The organism is Sciscionella sediminilitoris, from assembly GCF_000737195.2.
GTDB lineage: Bacteria > Actinomycetota > Actinomycetes > Mycobacteriales > Pseudonocardiaceae > Sciscionella > Sciscionella sediminilitoris.
The window spans coordinates 20,962-40,397 of record NZ_JALM01000081.1; the positions used below are offsets into that span (position 1 = coordinate 20,962).

At 68.1% G+C, this 19,436-nt stretch carries 15 protein-coding genes; 2 read left to right on the top strand and 13 right to left on the bottom strand.

The genetic code is table 11. The features are described 5' to 3' along the window. Nucleotides 1–86: 86 nt before the first annotated feature. The 5 genes from AD72_RS27425 to AD72_RS27445 all read right to left on the bottom strand — a co-directional run bounded on the left by AD72_RS27425 (nt 87) and on the right by AD72_RS27445 (nt 7,198). Nucleotides 87–770 (bottom strand): helix-turn-helix transcriptional regulator, encoded by a 684-nt coding sequence (locus AD72_RS27425; protein ID WP_082469191.1) that lies wholly within the window; start codon nt 768–770, stop codon nt 87–89. Between the two features lie 359 nt (nt 771–1,129). Then, complete coding sequence (locus tag AD72_RS27430; protein WP_197285093.1) at nt 1,130–2,017, bottom strand: nitrilase-related carbon-nitrogen hydrolase; 888 nt, start codon at nt 2,015–2,017, stop codon at nt 1,130–1,132. Between the two features lie 161 nt (nt 2,018–2,178). Then, nucleotides 2,179–3,153, bottom strand: a complete 975-nt coding sequence (gene sbnA / locus AD72_RS27435; RefSeq protein WP_031469502.1) for a 2,3-diaminopropionate biosynthesis protein SbnA — start codon at nt 3,151–3,153, stop codon at nt 2,179–2,181. Between the two features lie 34 nt (nt 3,154–3,187). Further along, nucleotides 3,188–4,237 (bottom strand): 2,3-diaminopropionate biosynthesis protein SbnB, encoded by a 1,050-nt coding sequence (gene sbnB, locus AD72_RS27440; protein ID WP_031469503.1) that lies wholly within the window; start codon nt 4,235–4,237, stop codon nt 3,188–3,190. 24 nt (nt 4,238–4,261) lie between these two features. After that, nucleotides 4,262–7,198, bottom strand: coding sequence for a type I polyketide synthase (locus AD72_RS27445; RefSeq protein WP_031469504.1), 2,937 nt, complete (start codon nt 7,196–7,198; stop codon nt 4,262–4,264). A gap of 524 nt (nt 7,199–7,722) precedes the next feature. Between AD72_RS27445 and AD72_RS27450 the strand changes: the two genes are divergently transcribed. Beyond that, complete coding sequence (locus AD72_RS27450; protein WP_051899077.1) at nt 7,723–11,055, top strand: DEAD/DEAH box helicase; 3,333 nt, start codon at nt 7,723–7,725, stop codon at nt 11,053–11,055. Between the two features lie 225 nt (nt 11,056–11,280). On the opposite strand, the gene AD72_RS27455 is transcribed toward AD72_RS27450, so the two are convergent. The 5 genes from AD72_RS27455 to AD72_RS27475 form a co-directional block, all read right to left on the bottom strand. Beyond that, nucleotides 11,281–11,952, bottom strand: coding sequence for a VOC family protein (locus AD72_RS27455; RefSeq protein WP_231644985.1), 672 nt, complete (start codon nt 11,950–11,952; stop codon nt 11,281–11,283). A gap of 17 nt (nt 11,953–11,969) precedes the next feature. Next, on the bottom strand, nt 11,970–12,947 hold the full coding sequence (locus AD72_RS27460; protein ID WP_051899078.1) for an amidohydrolase family protein: 978 nt from the start codon (nt 12,945–12,947) through the stop codon (nt 11,970–11,972). 113 nt (nt 12,948–13,060) lie between these two features. After that, a complete protein-coding gene (locus AD72_RS27465; RefSeq protein WP_031469508.1) occupies nt 13,061–13,669 on the bottom strand; it encodes a TetR/AcrR family transcriptional regulator in 609 nt (202 codons plus the stop codon). Nucleotides 13,670–13,695: 26 nt separating this feature from the next. Continuing rightward, the gene (locus AD72_RS27470) at nt 13,696–15,048 is read right to left on the bottom strand and encodes an MFS transporter (protein WP_051899079.1); all 1,353 of its coding nucleotides are present in this window, start codon (nt 15,046–15,048) and stop codon (nt 13,696–13,698) included. A 40-nt stretch (nt 15,049–15,088) separates the two neighbouring features. Beyond that, nucleotides 15,089–15,886 (bottom strand): maleate cis-trans isomerase family protein, encoded by a 798-nt coding sequence (locus tag AD72_RS27475; RefSeq protein WP_051899080.1) that lies wholly within the window; start codon nt 15,884–15,886, stop codon nt 15,089–15,091. 74 nt (nt 15,887–15,960) lie between these two features. Here AD72_RS27475 and AD72_RS27480 point away from each other — a divergent pair, with 74 nt between their 5' ends. After that, nucleotides 15,961–16,866 carry a LysR family transcriptional regulator gene (locus AD72_RS27480; protein WP_031469511.1) on the top strand — a complete coding sequence of 302 codons (906 nt, stop codon included), beginning with the start codon at nt 15,961–15,963 and terminating at the stop codon, nt 16,864–16,866. A gap of 6 nt (nt 16,867–16,872) precedes the next feature. Here the strand turns inward: AD72_RS27480 and AD72_RS27485 are convergent, their stop codons facing one another. From AD72_RS27485 to AD72_RS27495, 3 genes are read right to left on the bottom strand one after another with little or no spacing between them, the layout of a single operon-like run. Then, nucleotides 16,873–17,286, bottom strand: coding sequence for a GlcG/HbpS family heme-binding protein (locus AD72_RS27485; protein ID WP_031469512.1), 414 nt, complete (start codon nt 17,284–17,286; stop codon nt 16,873–16,875). Further along, complete coding sequence (locus AD72_RS27490) at nt 17,283–17,615, bottom strand: glycerol dehydratase reactivase beta/small subunit family protein (RefSeq protein ID WP_031469513.1); 333 nt, start codon at nt 17,613–17,615, stop codon at nt 17,283–17,285. The genes AD72_RS27485 and AD72_RS27490 overlap by 4 nt, the downstream gene beginning before the upstream one ends. Next, nucleotides 17,612–19,435 (bottom strand): diol dehydratase reactivase subunit alpha, encoded by a 1,824-nt coding sequence (locus AD72_RS27495; protein ID WP_031469514.1) that lies wholly within the window; start codon nt 19,433–19,435, stop codon nt 17,612–17,614. Before AD72_RS27495 ends, AD72_RS27490 begins: the two co-directional genes overlap by 4 nt. Between the last annotated feature and the right edge of the window lies 1 nt (nt 19,436).

A 19,436-nucleotide genomic window follows, 5' to 3' on the forward strand; every position in this document is an offset into this window, starting at 1 on the left:
CGGCGCACTTCCGTTCAACAAAAAGAAAAGTGAAGGTGAATAAAATTCATAGCTCGCCGCGCGGATTGTTCCGCCGGTGCGCCGGATCAGATCGTCAAGCGAGATTCCGGAACCCGAGGAGGCCAGCTGGTCGCGTCGAGCAGTCCGGCCGCGAAGGCGCGCGAGATCAGTTCGAGACGGTTGCCCGCCTTGAACCTCCGCTGCAGCCGGGCCACGTGGTAGTCGATCCCCTGGCGGCTCAGATACAACCGGGATGCCATCTGCACACTGGACAGACCGCGGGCCATACCCTGCAGGATCTTCGCTTCAAGGCTCGTGACCAGGCAAACCCGGCCTTTGCCGGTGAATTCGGCCGGTATCAGGGTGAGCAGGAGCATCCCGTCATCGGCGGGCAGCTGGACGGCGTCGATCGTCAGGCGCCCGGCACCAATGGGGCTCGGCCCGGTGATCGTGGCGCGCAACCGCCGCGCCCGGCCGTCACCGACCTGCCCCAGCCGCTCCCGCAGATAGGCCGGATCGGTCGCCACGAGTTCGGGAAACGGCTCGCCGAGCATGTCCGTTTCCTTACGCCCGAACCATCGGAGAAACGCGGCATTTCCGCCGCTGACCCGCAGCTCGGAGTCGACCACCGCCAACAAGGAATCGGTTTCTTCGACGAAGTCACCGACATCTCCGGATCGTGCACTCGGCAACGCACCACGACCAAGCTCGGTGTCGCGATTGGCGAGCGAAGAAAGCGTCCGGACGCCGACCATGAAGAGATCCTCCATTGAAGAATATCACATTCACTGAACCCACCCGACGGTGCATCGGTAACACAATCCTACGAACAGCTGATTCGCATGGTCAACTAATTCGAGCGCCCCGAACAGAAGTTCGTGGCCGCCCGAACCCCCACTGCGAACGCGCCGCACCGAAGGTTCGGTATCGCTGTTGAAACAAACGAAACAGCTGGTCGAGCACTACCCGGAGGCCGAACGAGGCGCCGAATGCCACTCCCGGTGCCCGCTCGAACGCGAACCGTAAATGCACGTGCAGCAATTTCCTAATATCGCGCCCACCGAAATAGCTCAAAACACAGATCTACATCCGGAATTCCCACAAAACCGGGCACCGGACGAGCCCTGGATTACATTTCGCCAGGGCGGAGCCGTGCAGCACCGGACGAGGCGCCCGTACGCGGCACACCGACCCGACTCCCCGGTAGCTCACCCTGGCTCGATTCCGGCTCCGGGGCCCGGTAGATCCGCGGACGGCGCGCGGACAAGTAGGGCAGCACCGCCCTGGCTCTCCCCACCTCGACCCCGTCCACCTCGGCCACGACCAGCTCCGGCCCACCCCGGCCCGCGCTCGCCCGCACATCGCCCGCCGGTCCGATGATCCTGCTGGAGCCGATGAAGCCCGGGCGCGCCTGATTGGCATACGCGAGCGCGACGGTGCTTTCCATCGCCCGCGCCGGAACGATGCGCTGCACGACGAAATCGGCCTCGTAGAGCTCCGCCTCGGCCGCCGTCAGCCGGGGCACCGCGGTAGGCACCAGCAACAGCTCGGCCCCCGCATCGGCCAGGACACGGACGTACTCCGGGAACTCCACGTCGAAGCAGATACCGAGGGCGACGGCCATCCCCTCGATCCGGGCCACGGCCGACGGCGCATCGCCCGCGTCGAACACCTCGTTCTCCTCGCCGAACAGGTGTGTTTTCCGATAGCGCAACACCCGGGAACCGTTCGGTGCAAACAGATGCGCAGAAATGTATCGCTTCGAACCATCGTGCTCAACGGTGGAGACGACCAGGTGCAACCCGAACTCGGCGGCCAGCCCCGCAGCAGCGGTCCGTTGTTCGTCCCCGTCCCTCCCGGCGACCAGCCGCGGCGCATAGCCCGGCAGGAACAGCTCGGGTGTGACGAGCACACCGCAGCCCCGGGCGGACGCGTCGCCCGCGGCAGAGCGCAACACGGCGAGATTGCGCGCGGGCCGTTCCGGATCGCCGGTGGCCTGCAGAACTCCGATACGCACGACCGGCACTCCAGATTGTTCATCGAACCTCGCGGGGCCCCAGGACCACACCGCGCCGACAGCTTTCCAGCATACGGTCCGGGCGAGGCGCCGGACACTGTGCGGGCGGGTTTCTGGCATCGGGCCAGCCGGGTACTCGCCCGCCGGAATCCGCGGGCGGTTCAGCTGTCCGCGTGGTGCCGGGATTCGCAGGCGTCCTCGCCGTAGAGGCCGTGGACCCAGTTCGTCTGATAGATGGTGTCGAGATAGCGCTCGCCGAGATCGGGGGCGATCGCGACCGCTGTGCCGCTCCCGTGGCCGTGCGCGGTCAGCCAGCCGATGGCGCCGCTGACCACGGTTCCGGTGGAGCCGCCGAACAGGAACCCGGCGTGGGCAAGGCGATGGCAGGCTCGGATGGTGTCGGGTTCCGGCACCAGGATCACATCGTCCACATAGGACTCATCGAGAAGCACGGGGCGGACACTCGCGCCGAGACCGGGCAGGTTGCGCTGTCCTTGTGTGCCACCGAAGATGATCGAGCCGACGGCGTCCACCGCGACGATCCGGACCGGCCGGTGCCGTTCGCGGAAATACCGCGCGCAGCCCATCAGCGTGCCGGTGGTTCCGGCACCGACGAAGAGCGTGTCGATGTCGGGGAACATCCGGGCGATGGCGGGTGCCGTGCTGCGATAGTGTGCCTGCCAGTTGTTCGGATTCCGGTACTGGTCGAGCCAGACGTAGCGGTCGTCCGCGGCGCAGAGTTCGCGGACGTGGTCGATCCGGGCACCGAGCAATCCGCCCCGCGGAGTGGGTTCGGTGACGATGTGCACGTCATTGCCCAGTGCCTCGATCGCGCGCCGGGTGGCGAGGTTGCACCGGGAATCGGTGACACAGACGAAGTGATATCCCTTGCTGGCCGCCAGCATGCTCAGCGCGACACCCAGATTGCCGGAGGAGGACTCCACGAGGACCGATTCCGCGTTCAACCGGCCGTCTCGTTCGGCGGCCTCCACCATCGCGGTCGCGGCCTTGAGCTTGATCGAGCCCGCGAAGTTGAAACCCTCGCATTTCAAGTAGAGCGGCTGCCCGAAACTCGGGCGGAGGTCGACGTAGAGCTCTTCCGCATTGTAGTTCTCGGGCGCGGTGATGACTGGCACGATCGTCTCCTTGTGCACCGGATGGCGGGCCGCGCTAACCCTTCCGGCGCGGCCCGGGGAAGAAGTCCTCGATCACGTGCAGTGCGCCGGAACCCGCGATCCGATCGTAGACGTACTTGCCGACGGCGAGGTCGAGCACGCCGAGGCCGAACGGCGAGAAGATCACGGTCCGGTCGGCCGGTGGGCGCACTCGTCCGGTGAGGACCTCGTCGAGGGTGCCGGTCAGGAAGGCGCGGCCGCCGGTGCGCTGCTCGGCAAGATGCGGTGAGGTTTCCGCCTTGAGGCAGTGGTCGATGTCGTCGACGATGTTGGCCGAATCGAGCACGATCTCCGGTGCGAGATCGCGCAGGGACACGTGCAGGACGAGCGGGTCGTGACCGAACCAGCCGGGGTCATGGATGTGCGGTTTCCCGGCCACGGTGGCGAAGACGACCAGATCGCTGGCACGGATCAGCTGCTCGGCGCTGTCGTGCACGACCACGCTGCCCGTGGTGCCCGAGCTCTCCAGCTCCCCGCCGAACTCGGCGGCCCGCTGCGAGGAAAGGTCGTGCACCCCGATCCGCTCGAAGGACCAGCCGGTCGCCTCCAGGAATGCGTAAATATGGCGGGCGATCAGGCCGGTGCCGACGAAACCGATCCGGGCTGGCCGCGGCCGCTCGCGGCTGAGCCGGTCTGCGGCCAGTGCCGCGGATGCCGCTGTCCTCGTCGCGCTGATGAGTGAGCTTTCCAAGCAGGCGAACGGATATCCGCTGTCGTGTGCGTTGAGGATCAGCACCGCCGATGCCCGGGCGATACCGGAGGTGATGTTGTCCGGGAAGCTGGAGATCCATTTCAGTCCGTCGACCCGCGCTGCCCCGCCGATCGAGGCGGGCAGTGCGATGATCCGGTCCGCCGGTCGGTCCGGGAACCGCAGGAAATAGGACGGCGGGTTGACCGATTCACCGGCGCCGTGCAGCCGGTAGGTCCGCTCGACCAGCTCCACGATCTCGTTCTCCTTGCCCCGCAAGGCTTCGCGCACCTGGGATCCGGAGATCACCGCGAACGGGGGAACCTCGATCGGCGCAGATCCGGTTGTCGGGTCCATGGTCGGTACACCTCCTGATTCGGGTCACCGCGGTCCGGCGCTCGTGTTGCCGGCAGTGGTGAGGTCGAGGACACCGTCGAGCCGCCCGTGTTCGCGCCGCGCCCGCTCGGCGTCCTTGCCGAACACGAGCTCCGCGCCGAGCTCGGCGGCCACCCGGGTGGCGAGCGCGCGACCGGTTTCGTCGGTGTCGGTGTCGACGAGGAACACCCGCCGCTCGCCCGCGCCGGACGGCAGCCCGATCCCGGCCGCGTGCGCACTCGGTTCGACCCAATAGCTCTGCTGGTCGAAGACGTAACCGGGCAGCGTGGTCTTCCGGGGTGCCCGGCCCGCGTGATAAGCGCCCCAGTCGATGTCCACTCCGGACAGCCAGAGCCGGCCAAGCGCCTCGGCGAGCATTTCGGTGTCCGTCCTCGGATCGGCTTCGCCGGGCAGTGAGGGCACCAGTTGTTCCCAGCCGGTACGGGAAAAGTCCGGATGGCCGCGGAACATCGAACCGAGCGACTGGCCCGCGCCCAGTTCGACGAGCACCGTCGCGGGCCATTCGGTGGCCAACTGCCGGATCATCGTGGAGAACCGGACCGGCCGGCACATGTGCTCGGACCAGTAACCCGGATCGCCGAGCTGTGTGGCGGTGATCGGCTCGCCGGTGACGTTCGACAGATACGGCACATCCGGTGCCCGCGGATCCAGATTGGCACGCGCCCACGCGGTCAGTTCGGCCGCGACGGGGCGCAGCGCACGCGAGTGGAAGGCGTGCGTGGTACGCAGCGGGCGCGCCGGGACCCCGTTCTCGGCGAGCTTTCCGGTCAGTTCGGTGACGGCCTCGACCGGACCGGAGATGACGATCATCCGCGGGCCGTTCACCGCGGCCACCTCGATCCCCGAGATCATCGGCTCCCCGGCCACCTCGCGCAGTTCGGTGGCGGACAACGGGACCGCGGCCATGGCACCGGCGGGCAGGCGTGCGATCAGTCGTGCCCGGGTGGCGACGAGCCCGGTCGCCTCCTCCAGGGTGAGGCTGCCTGCCAAGGCCGCGGCGGCGAACTCCCCCACGCTGTAGCCCGCGAGCACTTCCGGCTCGATCCCCCAGGCCCGCAGCAGCCTGCCGAGTGCGTAACCGATCGCGAACACCCCGGGCTGCACCACGGTGGTGTCGGCGGATTCCCGGCCGGTCTCGCGGCCGAGCAACCGGGCGAGGTCGTTGCCGTTTCCGGCCCGTTCACCGACCAGGCTCGCGATCGGGTCGAAACCCAGTTCCCCGTGGAACAGAGCGGAGCATTCGTCGATCGCGGCGCGGAATTCCGGCTCGGTCCGGTAGAGGCCACCCGCCATGCCCGCGTACTGCTCGCCGACCCCGGCGAGCAGCAGCCCGGCCCGCCGCGGCCCGACCTCGGATGCCGCGGACACCCGGGTATCCGATCCCAGTGCGGTGGCCGCATCGTCCACAGTGGACACGACCGCCATCCGCCGGTGCCCGAACGCCTTGCGGCCGAACTGGAGCGTGTAGGCGACATCCGCGAGATCCGTCCACTCGGCCGAGGATTCGCGCAATCGCGCCGTCGCCGCATCGGTAGCCTCCGCCGTCCGTGCCGACCAGACGAGTACCTGGTGCGGCCGGGCCGGTGGACGGCCGGTTTCCCCGGGCATCGGTGCCTCCTGCAGCACCAGATGTGCGTCGGTGCCACCGAATCCGTACGCGGTAACCCCCGCCAGCCGTGGGCGTTCGCCGCGCGGCCACTCGTCGAGCCCGGTCTGCACGGCCAGCCTGCCGTGTGCGTGCGCCAGCTGCTCGCTTGGCCGTTCGAAGTGGACGGCGGGGGCTCGTTTCTCGTGGTACAACTCGAGTGACGCCTTGAGGACCCGGGCGATCCCGGCCGCCTGGTTGATGTGCCCGGTGTTGCCGTCGGAAGCGCCGAGCGTGACCCGATCCACTCCCTCGACGTCGAACACCCGTTGCAGCGCGGACAGTTCGGCCGCGTCACCGAACGGTGTGCCGATCACATCGCATTCGACGTGATCGATATCCTCCGGGCCGACCCCTGCGGCGGCCAGCGCCTGTTCGATCACCGCGGCCTGCCCGGGCACACCGGGCAGGTTGAACGCCCGGCGCCCCGCGGATCCCTCGTGGTTGACCGCCCATCCGCGCAGCACCGAGTAGATCCGGTCGCCATCGGCGAGCGCATCCTCCAGCCGTCGCATCACGACCACGCCGAGACCGTTGCCGGGAACCTTGCCGTTCGCGCCGGCGTCCAGAACCCGGTTGACACCGTCCGGGGCGAGCCGGCTGCCTTCGTGGTAGAGGTAGCCCGGCAGCTGCGGAACCACGATCGACACCGCACCGGCGACGACCACATCGGACTCGCCGGTGAGCAGGCTCGTAGCGGCCTGAGCCAGTACGACCAGGGCGGTCGAACTACAGCTCTGCACGCTCATCGACGGCCCGCCGAGGTTCAGCGCGTAGGACAGCCGCGAGGCGATCAGATCCTTCTCGTTGATCTGCATCAACTGGTCCGGCCCGACCGCACGGGTTATCTCGTCGTTCGCCAGAAGATTGGTGAGCAGATAGGAACTGGGTGCGCCACCGGCGAACACACCGACAAGACCGTCGAGACGGTCCGGGTCGATCCCGCCGTCCTCCAAAGCGTGCCAGGCGCATTCGAGGAACAGCCGGTGCTGCGGGTCGAGTAGTTCGGCCTCGCCGCGGTCATAACCGAAAAAGGCCGCGTCGAACCGATCGATACCGGGCAGCACACCGGCGGCCGGGACGAACGCCGGATCATCGGCGAGCTCGGCCGGGACCCCCGCGGTCCGCAGTTCCTCCCGCGTCATCCGGGTGATCCCGTCCCGCCCCGCGCACAGCTGTGTCCAGAACGCGGCGAGATCGGGCGCACCGGGCATGTTGCCGGCCATACCGACGATCGCGATATCGCCGACGCTTTCCTCGTCCTCCGCAGTAGTCATGGCCTGCCTTCCGATCCGGCTCGGGTGCTGGCGCCCGCTGGGCACCGGAGATGATGCCCGCCGCTCCGGGCCGCGAAACCGAACATCGCCTTGCCCCTTTCCACAGGCCACCCACTCCGCGGTAACAACGGCACGCAAGCATGTCCGAATAGCACACATAACAGCGCGATGACCGTATTCGGCCACAACACCGCGAAATCGGATCACGGCCAAAAAATGGCGAGCCTGCAAAATACGAACATTCATCCAGATTCGGACATTTCCCCGGTTTGTCGTCATCGGCGTGTGCCACTGATGACTCGGTGGCAAATTACCGGTGCGAATAGGCCAGGTGGGCGACTTTCCTGGCCACGACCGGGCCGCGCCGGTACCGTACGGCCCGAATGACGAGAGGGGGCCGGTTCGTGGTTGCTGATTCCCGCGCAGCACGAATAGTGCGATTCTGGCGGGCGGTGGAGATGTTCAGCCCGCAGACTATCCCACAACTCAGTCCGTCACCTGTCCGCGCCGAGGCTTCGGAAATCGTGCTCGATCTCGCCGCCGATCAGCTGCCCCCTTGGGATCCCGAGCACTGGATCGCACGCCGACGCTTGCCTCGGGGGAAAGTCTGGCAATTCAGTGTATACGGTGGCATCTTCAAGCTGGCCGCGGTCCGGGACACGCTGATCGAGGTCTTCGGGGAAAGCAACCCGGTTATCGAACGGATAACCGGAGACAGTGCGCTGTTCGCGTTCACCCTGGACGGGACCGGATCACTCCTCGCTGATTCGGCGACCCTGTCCGCTTGTTGCTGGGCGATCGGCCGGCTCGGTTCACCCGGCCCGGGCTCCGCGAACTGGCTGGAGGGCTTCGAGTCGGAAGAACGCCAGTTCGTGGCGGCCCTGAATCGACTGACACCATCTCCGGGCCACAGCCAGGAGATGCGGCAATTCGCGTCCGAGACGAACGGGACCTCGACCGGAAAGCTCACGGCTGCGACCGGCGAGGCGCTGCGCACCGGCGCCACGGAGAGCACGAAGGCGGCGACCTCGGCGATTCTCGGCTCGGTACTCGGCCCGGTGCTCGGCGGGATCGCCGCCGCCGTTGCCGCGAAGTTCGTGGAGAAAATGCTCTCCCGAAACACCGCCGGGACGCTGACCCGGTCAGAGGTGAGGACGGAACAGGGCGCATCGAGCCCCCGGAGCACCGAGCTGAGCGTGCCCCCTTCGTGCATGACGGCTCAGCTACTCGATGACTTCGTGACCGCTCTTGTCCGTGCCTTCGATCTGAGCGAATCCCTTGGCCCGAGCGGTATCCGGGTGAAATGCACTCAGGTACGCGACACCACGGCGGACGAGGCGAACGAACAGAACTTCCTGAACAGTTTTCTCAGTGACGACCTACGCGACATTGAGGACGCGGTCCGCTCGGGTGCCGCCGGCGCGGGCCTCCTGTCCTATCTCGCGGAAACGGGCCGCGCTGGGCGCATCGACGTCCGCGCAGCCCCGGCCGCGCTCCTCGCCGGTGTCGCACCGCGGCGGATCCCGGGTGGGCGCTGGCCTAGTGCCTTGGCCAAGCCGCTGGCGCTCAGCCAGCAGTTCGCGGTGAACGAGGTCATGGCCGAGCTCGGTTCCGGGGCCGGGATCTTCGCGGTGAACGGTCCTCCGGGAACCGGGAAGACGACCATGCTGCGGGATGTCATCGCGAGCATCGTGGTCGAACGGGCCCGAGCGATCGTGGGTCTGCGGCTCAGCCATCCGGTGCACGCATTCGGTGCCGAGGTCCAGCAACTGCGCACCGAGAAGTGGACCGCATCGGTGTACGCGCCACGCCCCGAACTGACCGGGTACGAGGTCATCGTCGCGACCACCAGTAACAAGGCCGCCGAAAACATCACCGCGGAGATCCCCGGTGCGGATGCGGTGGAACGCACCGAAGACGTGGCGGCGGCTGACTACTTCACCGAGCTGGCCGGTCATGTGCTCGAAGCACCCGCATGGGGACTCGTCGCGGCGACCTTGGGCAAACGCAGCAACACGAGCAGGTTCGCCAAACGATTCTGGTGGGGGCGGCCCCAGTCCCACCCTGACGCCGAGAACCCGGCGGAGCAAATACCGGGGATGCAAAGAATTCTCAAGCAGGCAAGTGCCGAACCCATGACCGCGGACACCTGGGCCGAGGCGGTCCGCCGGTTCACCGAGGCGGAGGCTGAGGTCGAACGGCTCACCGCGCAACGCCAGCAGGTCGCCGACGCGGTCAACGAACTGCATGCATGGCAACGGCAACTGGGGGCGCTCGAGGACACGATCCGGCGATCGCGGTCCGACTGCGAAACAGGCCGCGCTTCGGTCACCGCGGCCGAAGCACAACTCGGACGGGCCACCCGGCAACGGCAGATGCTCGAAGCACAGTACCAACAGCATCGTGCCGGCAAGCCGGGATTCTGGGCTGCGTTGTGGTCCCGGCGTCGTGTCGTACATGACTGGCGCACCCAGAACACACTGCTCGTCGGCCTGCGCAAGCAGGCGAGCCACTACCTCGAACAGGTCCAGTACGAGGCCGAGCAGGCCAGGTCGGCTCATGCCGAGGCCCTCACGCAGTGCCGGCGACACGAAGACGCGCTGGCCGAGGCCCATCGCCAGATCGTCGCCCTCCGGAAACGGATCGAGGCCGCGGGAGCACGCTGGCCCGGCTCGATACCTCCGCAGGACGCCGAACCCGACGAGGACCGCTTCCAGCTCTGCGCTCCGTGGGCCGACCAGGAATTCACCGCCGCGCGGAACACCCTGTTCCTCGAAGCGCTGCGCCTGCACAAGGCATTCGTGCTCGGAGCGGAGCCCCGGCTCTGGGGCAACCTCCGGGTGATGATGGCCGTACTCCAGGACGGCCAGGCCATCGAACCGTCTGCTCTCGAGGCGGTGTGGCGGTCGCTGTTCCTCGTCGTGCCGGTCGTCTCGACCACGTTCGCCGCGTTGCCCCGGCTCTTCCGGGGGCTCACCGAGGAGACCTTCGGCTGGCTCTTCGTCGACGAGGCGGGACAAGCCACCCCGCAGCAAGCCGTCGGCGGTATCTGGCGTGCCCGGCGCAGCGTCATCGTCGGTGACCCGCAGCAGCTCGAACCCATCGTTTCCCTGCCGCTGTCCGCGCAACACGCCTTGCGCGAGCACTATCGTATCTCCACGCAATGGACGCCGGAGAACACGTCCGCCCAGCAGATCGCCGATCGGCTGGCCTGCTACGGCACGACACTGGCCGGTCCCGGCGATGAACGGCCGAAATGGGTGGGTTCGCCGTTGCGAGTACACCGGCGCTGCGATGAGCCGATGTTCGAGGTATCGAACAAAATCGCTTACAACGGTGCCCTGATGATTCATGGCACCCATGAACGCGGTTCGTTCCCCGGCGTGAACTCCTGGATCCACGTCCCGTCCGGGCAGGCCGATGGACACTGGGTTCCGGCCGAGGGGCGCGCGCTCGAACAGTTGCTGAGCCGGCTCGAAGCGTGGGACATCGCACCCGGGGACATCCGAATTCTCAGCCCGTTCCGGCGCGTCGTGCGGGGAATCAAGAGGATCGCCGCCGCGCACTACGGCTGGGCCTTCGCCGACACGAATGTCGGCACCGTGCACACCGTGCAAGGCCAAGAGGCGGACGTGGTGATCCTCGTTCTCGGAACCGAGCCCCACAACACCCGAGCCCGGGAATGGGCCGCCGCGAAACCGAATCTGCTCAATGTCGCCGTGTCCCGGGCCAAACGACGCCTCTTCGTGATCGGCGACCACGACAGATGGCGGAACCTGGATCATTTCAACGTTTTAGCGGACGTGCTGAAAGTGGAGACCCCGTACCCCGACCCCCAGCCCGGTGCCCGGACCTAAGCTATTGTCCGCCGGTTTCGGATCGGGGTGTTCCTCCTCGGCCCGGCCCGCCGACGCCGCTCGCGGGTTCGGTCCGCTGGCAACAGACCATCGACGCCTCGTCACCCTCGCTCCCCGCGAAGGGACAGCGGGCCTTCGCTTCGGGACGGTGTCCGATCGGTTCGGACGGACTTCACTGGGATTACCGGAGCCAGCCGCTCCTCGATGTGTTCCTCCCCGAGGGGGCTACAGCTCGGCCGGGTCCCGGCGCAGCGTGACCTCGCGCCCGGACCCGGTGCGCACCGTCACCGCGTGCACGCCCGGCCTACCGGGCACGATCGCGAGCGGCAACCGGTCGACGGTCTCGGCACCGATGTGCTCAGCCAGTTCCCCGGTGTCGGCACCGATCTCCAGCCGGGTGACGGCCGCCCCGCGCTCACCGTGTCCGGTCAACCCGCGATCCGGGTTGGTGGCCGGATCCGCGCGGTAGAACCAGTTCGGTAGTCCGCGGCGCCAGCAGGTGTCGAGCGCGCGGCCGGGCCCGGGCGCGGTGGTGATGACGCGCTGGGTTCCGTCAGGCTGCACGCGGCCGGGCACCCGCGCCACCTCACCACCGAGCCGCTGCGCGACCGCGGTCATCTCCTCGAGGGTGTCGGCGCGCAGGCTCCAGAACATCCATCGGTCGCCGTCCGCTACGACCCGGTCGAACCACGCGACCTCCGGTTCCTGCTCGGCTGCGGGGACGGTGACCGCCTCGACCTCCAGATAGGCGTCCCCGCCGAGCGGAAAGATCGTGTTCGCGATACCGGCGGCGAACGCGCCACCGTCGTAGTAGGCGAGCCCGGTTTCCGCATGAATCCTGCGGACCCCGTCGGCCAGGTCGCGGACACCGAGACAGAGATGATCCAGCCGAAACACGTCGCCCCTTTCCTGATTCACACCGGAATCGGCTCGTCGAAGCCGAACAGCGCCGGCGCGTTGCCGTAAAGAATCGTCCCGATTTCCCGTTCGGACAACCGGGATTCCTTGACGTACTCGAACGTCCGCGCATAGGACTCGACCGTCAGCAATGCCGGGAAGTCGCTCCCGGGCACGAGATGATCGGCGCCGAAGGCCTCGCAGGCACATCGGAGGGCGGCCTGCGAACCCCATCCGACGGTGTCGTAGTAGAGGCTGCGCGCCATCGTGCTCGGCGGGGCGAGCAGGTCCGGGGTGTTCGCCTGGGCATCGAGCCGGGACAGTTGCATCGGAATCAGACCACCCAGGTGCGCAATGATGATCTTGATGTCCGGGTAGCGAACCGGGATGTTCCGCTTGATCAACTGGAGCACGATAGCGGTGTCCTCCAGGGAGGCCCCGGCCGCCGTCGTGAAGCCGTAGTCGTTGATCAACGGTGAGCAGATGCCGTTCTGGCAGGGATGGAAGAAGAGGGTCGTTCCGCGCGCGTTCATTTCCTCGTACAGCGGCTCGAATTCCTCTTCGGCCGTGGAACGGTCGAACACGGAACAGCTGAGCGCGACCCCGGCCATGCCCAGCTCGTCCAGGCCGCGCCGCATTTCCTCGAGGGAGGCTTCGACATGCGGCAGGGGCAGCGAGACCAAGGAGGAGAATCGGGCGGGACGGGAATCGGCCAGCTCACCATAGCTGTCGTTGAGCAACCGGGCCGTTGTGACCGCTGTTCCGGGCTCCCGCGCGTACGGCGCCATACTTCCGGGAGAGAGAACCTGCCGTGCCACCCCCGCTTCGTCCATCATGTCGATGCGCTGATCGATCATCCCCGGCTCATCGGACATCGCCGCGAACGCCCGGCGTGCCTCCGGCGCCAAGCCCGGCCGATACGCAGCGGGCAGGAAATGGGCGTGCACATCGACGATCCCCGGCGCCCGCCGTGTCCCGGACACGAGCTCTGACATCGCGACCCTCCCACGACAGTTACCAAACAAGTGTTCGGAGACTTACTGAACACATGTTAGGTGACTTGCGAAGGGTTGTCCAGCGGGACGAACCGGGGAGAAAGTGCCGTGTTTCAGGCGAAAACCAGCGAAAGGAACTCGTCGACGAACGAGGTCACGGAGTCCATATCGGCGTGCTTGGCGGAGTTCTGAAAGAGGACGACCCGGCCATGCGCGCCGACGAACGCGATCACCGCGGCTCGCCGCGCGGATACCCGGAGCGCGATCCCATCCGCTTCGCAGTGCGCGAAACCGTCCACGAGCAGGTCGATCACCTCGGCCAGCGGCCCGGTCTGCCCGGTTCGCGGCGGCCCACCGGCCGTCATCAGCCGGTAGTGCCCCGGATTGTCCATCGCGAACCGGCACGAGGCGTGCAGCATCGCCCGCACACGGCCCGCCGCATCGCCGGTGTCCACGCGGTCCCTGGCCGCCATCATCGCGGTGTGCAACCGGGCGAACTCGTAGTCGGTCAGGCCCGCGACCAGCGCGGCACGATCGGTGAAGTGCTGGTAGATGCTGGCCGGTGCGATATCGGCCGCACGGGCCACGCCGCGGATGGTCAGCCCGTCCTCCCCATCGAGCCCGGACAGCAAGCGGCTGGCCGCGGCCAGGATCTCCCCGCGCAGCCGTTCACCCTCCCCCCAACGGTTGCGCGTGCGCGGAGCACCGGCTTTCTTCGACACGCACCCATTCCTACCAGCCGGCCCGGTTATCGCGTGACTCTGCTGTGCGGACGCCTGCCGGGTGCGGCGAGCCCCGGGGTGTCCCGGCCGCGCAGCGAGGCCCCGGCGGTCTCGGGCATCGTGATCAGCGCAACGGCACCGAGCGCGCAGCCGGCCATCATGTAGAAGGCGGGGACGAGATTGTTCCCGGTGGATTCGATCAGGATTTCCGAGATCGGCGGTGCGGTGGCCGCGAGCGCTGCCGTGCAGATGTTGTAGGAGCCCGAGAGCCCGACGCACCGAATGTGGGCGGGCAGCAGGGCGGGGAAAGTCGCGCTGGTGTTTCCGAGCTGCAGCACGAAGAAGATCCCGAGAATCGCGAACGCGAGGATGGCGAGAGCGAACCCGCGGGTCATGAGCCAGAACATCGGAACGGCCAGAACGAGCAGGCCACCGAAAGAGATCCACCAGCAGGGTTTGCGGCCGATCCGGTCGGAAAGGGAACCGGCAAGCGGAATGACGGCCAGCATGCACACCTGACCGATCAGCAGGATGCCGCTCGCCTGGCCGCTGCCGAAACCGACCGCGGTCTGGAAGTAGGTGGCCAGGTAACCGAGCAGGGTGTACTGCGTGATGTTCAGCGCCACGGCCAGCGCACCGATCCGCAACAGCGCCGGCCAATAGGCGAGCACGGTGCGCAATCTCGCTGTTTCCCGTTGCCCGCCCTCGGCCGCGAGTTCCCGGAACACCGGGGTGTCGCGCACCCTGGAGCGCAGATAGAAGCCGATCAGCCCGAACGGCAGCGCGATCAGGAACGGGATGCGCCAGCCCCATTCGGTCATCGCGCCGGCACCGAGCAGCGCGTTGAGCGACAGGACGACCACCGAGGCCAGGACCAATCCGCACAGGGTGCCGAATTCGAGGAAACTCCCCCAGAAACCGCGTTTGCGGTCGGGGGCGTACTCGGCCATGAAGGTGGCCGCTCCGCCGTACTCCCCGCCGGTGGAAAACCCTTGCACGACCCGGAGAAGGATCAGACCGGCCGGTGCCCAGACTCCGGCGGTCCGGTAGGTGGGCAGTATGCCGATCAGGAACGTGCCCACACACATCAGGATGATCGTGGCCGCCAGCACCCGGTTGCGGCCGATCCGGTCGCCGAGCATGCCGAACACGATCCCGCCGAGCGGCCGCAGCACGAACGACACCGCGAAGACCAGCAGGCTCGCGATCGTCGAGTACGCACCAGGGAAGAAGGCCTTGCCGACCTCGACCGCGACATACCCGTAGACGCCGTAGTCGTACCACTCACTCGCGTTGCCCAGCGCCGAGGCGATGACCACGCGGCGCCGGACGGCGGGTGTGGGTTCGTCGGATGCGGAGGCAGAGAGCTCGGGTCCCATGGGATCCTCCGGAGATCGGTCTCGTCGGGTTCCGGCCGCGCTAGGCGGAGGCCGGTTGGTCTGCCTGCTCGAAAAGCGCGCCGAGCCTGGAATCGGTGTGCTGGACTCCGATCAGCCGGAGCGCGTGCCAGAGGGTGACCCCGGTGGCGGTCAGCACCGGTTTTCCGGCGCACAGCTCAAGATCCGTGAGATGTACGGCGGTGTGCAGCGCCGTCTCCGGGATCAGCACGGCCTCCGCGGCCGGGCTGCTGCACCGGTTCACGATGTCCAGCAAGCGGGAACCGTCCCAGGACGCGAGCTCGCGATCGGATCGGGCGTCCAGGTCGATCCGGTGGACGGTCTCGATACCGGCGTCGGCGAGGAACTCGATCAGCTCGTCGGTCACGATCGGGTGGTAGACCGAGCCCAGGCTGACGCGGGTGATCCCCAAGGCCGAAAGGGCGGCGACATAGGCGATCGAGGTGCTGGTTCCCGGTACACCCGCTGTTTCCTGGATGAGCTGCGCCTGCCGGCGTGCGCCCTCGAGCCCGTGCAGGAAACTTCCGCTCGAACAGGTCCAGCTCACCACGGAAGGCGAGGTGGCGCGGACCGAGCGGGCCGCGGCCTGCAGCCCGGCGGCATCGCCGAGCCCGCGCAGGATGTCGCGCTTGCCCGGAGCATCCAGCAGATGCGCCGTCTCGGTGCCTTCCGGCCAGGGAACGTAGCGAAGCCCGATCCGGATGGCGGGATCGATGCGCCGCGCCAGCGTGAAGTAGTCGTCTTCCCCGCTGCCCCGGGTGTCCGGATAGAGCAGGCCCAGCCGGATCGGATTGCCGTCCGCGTTAACTGTCTCGGTCATGGGACATACTGTCTGCCCGGTAATCATTTACGTCAATTGAACAATTTTGAAGAGATTCCTGTAGATTGGACTAAATGATCGACTTGCGTCGCCTGCAGGTGCTCCGCGCGCTCGAGCAGTGTGGTGGCGTGACCGCCGCGGCCCGGGCGCTGCACCTGACCCCGTCCGCGGTGTCCCAGCAACTCCGCGCGCTCGCCCAGGATCTCGGGGTCGAGCTGCTCATTCACGAAGGCCGGGGCGTCAAACTCACCCCGGCCGCTCACCTGGCGCTGCGGCACGCGCACGCGCTGTTCCGGCAGTGGGAGGAAGCCGCCGCGGACATCCGCAAACACGAGGCGGACCCGCTCGGCACCGTCCGGCTCTGCGGCTTTCCCAGTGCGCTCGCGGCTCTGCTGATCCCGGCCGTTTCGGCGTTGCGGGAGCGCAATCCCGCGATGCGGGTGCACCTGCGCGAGGCGGAGACACCGGAGTGTTTCGAGCTGCTGCTCAGCGAGGAGGCCGATCTCGCGGTGATCGTCCCGAATGCCGACAGCCCCACCTGGGACGACCCGCGGTTCGACCAGAGCCCGCTGTTCGACGATGTCATCGACCTGGTGGTGCCGCACGATCATCACCTGGCGGGCCGCGCTTCGGTGAACCTGAGCGAGGCGGCATCGGAGACCTGGATCATGCCCGAACCCGCCAGCACCGAACAGCACGCGCTCGCCCTCAGCGGGTGCACCGCCGCCGGTTTCCGGCCGCGGATCGCGCACTACGCCACCGACTGGAACAGCGTCCTCGGTCTCGTCGAAGCGGGGTACGGTGTCTATCTCCTGCCCCGGCTGGTGCGGATCCCCGAATCGGCGAGGATCCGCCGATTGCCGCTCTCCGGTCAGCCCCGCCCCATCCGCCGCGTGCTGCTGGCCACCCGGAAAGGCCAGGGACAGCACCTCGGCGAGATCGGGCAGGCGCTGCACGAGGTCGCCGCCGCGGGCGGCTGAACCGCGCTACCTGCCGCGGAAGGCGGCGAGCCCGGCCTCGGCGACCGCGGTGTCCTGTTCGACCGAGCCCGCGCTGACCCCGATCGCGCCGATCGGCCCGCCGCGCTGCTTGGCCAGTGGGATCCCGCCGCCGAAGATGACCAGTCCGTCATTGGTGTGCTCGATGCCGTACAGCGGGGCGCCGGGTGCCGCGGCGGCGCCCAGCTCGGCGGTGGTCATCCGGAAATAGGCCGCCGAGCGTGCTTTGCGCATCGCGATGTCGATGCTGCCGAGGATCGCGCCGTCCTGGCGGGCGAAGGCCACCAGATGGCCCGCCTCGTCCACGATCGCCACGTTCATCGGCTGCCCGATCTCGTCGGCCTTGGCCAGTGCGCCGTCCAGGGCGCGCTGTGCGTCGGCGAGGGAGAGTTTCGCGGTCACCGGTGCTGCTCCTTTCGCTTCAACGGGATCCCCACCACCAGGCGGGCGGCGTTGTGACCGAGCAGCCGGGCGTGCTCGGCGGTCTCCAGCGCGACCGGTGCCCGGCCGGTCAGCTTCGCGTGCTGGGCGCAGATCCGCCCATGGGCGTCCACGCCGATTCCGATGTCCACTGTGGACGCCGCCGCGGCACCCTCGGCGAGTTCGGCCGCCGCTCCGTGGTGCGACTCCACGAGGAACGGCACACCTTCCTCCTCCAGACCGGCGGCCACCTCGCGCAGGCATTCGGGCGGCGCGTCGTGCTGCCAGACCAGCACCGCGGGCCGGGTCACCGGGCGGCCTCGGCAGGGCGGGCCGCGTGCGCGGTGACCAGCCCGGTGGCCACCGCGTTGCGCGGCCCCTGGCTGGCGCGCACATTTCCGGTGCCGCAGACGATCCCGTAGGGCGCGAGCGCCTCGGCGATCATGTCCGGGATCTCGAAGTCCAGCGCCGAACCGCCGAGCACCACGACGAAACCGAGACCGCGCAGATCACCGCCCGGTGCGATCCGTTCGAGCGCGCGGACCGCGTTCACCACGAACACCCGGTGTTTCGCCGAACGCCGCACGGTGCGGATCTTCTCCACCGGATGCCGGGCAGGGACCGGGAGGAAGCCGTGCTCGCCGAGCACCACGACCCGGGCGAAGCACTCGGCGGGCAACGGTTCATCGCGGAACCGGACGGTGCCGTCCTCCATGCGCAACTGGAAGAAACTCTCCGCCTTCGCCAGCGGATGCTGCTTGAGCTGCTCGGCCAGTTCGGTGTCGTCCAGTCCGAGCTCGGCGTCGATGAGTTTGGTGACCAGATCACCGGCACCGGCCAGATGCACCGAATGCACCTGTTCGGCGGCCAGCGCGGCGTCGGTGGAACCGCCACCGAGGTCCAGTACCGCGAGCGGGCGGTCGGTGCCCGGCGTGGTCAGCGCGCCGAGCACGGCCATGTCCGCCTCCACCCCACCGACGCGCACCTCGACACCGAGACCGCGGCGCAGTTCCTCGGCGAGCAGCGCCATCGGGCCCTGGCTGGTGCGCACCATCGCCGCGAGCGCCACCGCGTTCTCCAGCGCGAACTCACCCGCCAGTCCGCCGGTCACCCGCTGCGGAACGAAGGTGTCCACGGCGAGCACATCCCGGATACGGACCTCGCCGACCGGGGAGGCGGTCAGCTCGGACATGGTGTCCCGAACCTGGGAGAGCATTCCGCCCGCATGAGTCCCCGGCTCGCCGTGCGCATCGATCAGCGGTGCGATACCGCGCACCGTCGCCATCACGGCCCCGGCGCCCTCGGCCACCCCGACCGTGCGCCGTCCCCGTTCACCGTGCAGTGTCAGGCTTCCGGCGGGAATGCGGCGATCGGTGACGTCCCCGGCCGGGGTCCGCACGACCACCGCGGAACGGTTGCCGACGAGTGCGCGTGCCACCGGGGCGATCATCCTGGTCCGCTCCGCGTCCAACTCGAAAACGGTGGCGATGCCATAGGAGTTGGACAGCGTGCGGATGGTATGGCCCGGTTCGGCCACCTCGACCGCCGCCCGCATGCCGAGCGGCACCTTCTCGATCAGGGTGACCTCGTCCACCACCGGGATCGGCCGGTCGAGCCGGTTCACGATCAGGTTCGCGTCGTCGGCGCACACCACGGCAGCGGTGACCACCACACCGCGCGCGGTGGCGGCGTTGATGCCCGCCGCGGCGTCCTCGAAATCGATGCCCGCGCCGATGACACAGACCACCTCCTCCCCCGCCGCGCGGCCGGGCAGCTCCGCGAAAGCCACGCAGGTGCCCGCCCCGAGGCCCGCACCGCCGGGGGTGTCCGGATTGTGCCCGATCATCGTGGACTCGGTGATCACCGTTTCGGTGATCGTCTCCATGGCCAGCCCGCTGATCACCGGGGTCGCCTCGTTCACCAGAACCGCCGCGAGTTCGTCCATTCCGCGGCCCGCCTCGGTCAGCGCGGCGCGAATCGCGCGCTCGGCACCGTGCAGGTTCTCGGTGGTGCCCTTCACCCCGGTGGTGCGCGCCAGGGCCGAACCGAGGTAAACCGGTGACCCCGCATCGAGTTCGGCCACACAGGCCTCGGTGGTCGAGTTGCCGATGTCCACCCCGACGACGAGCATC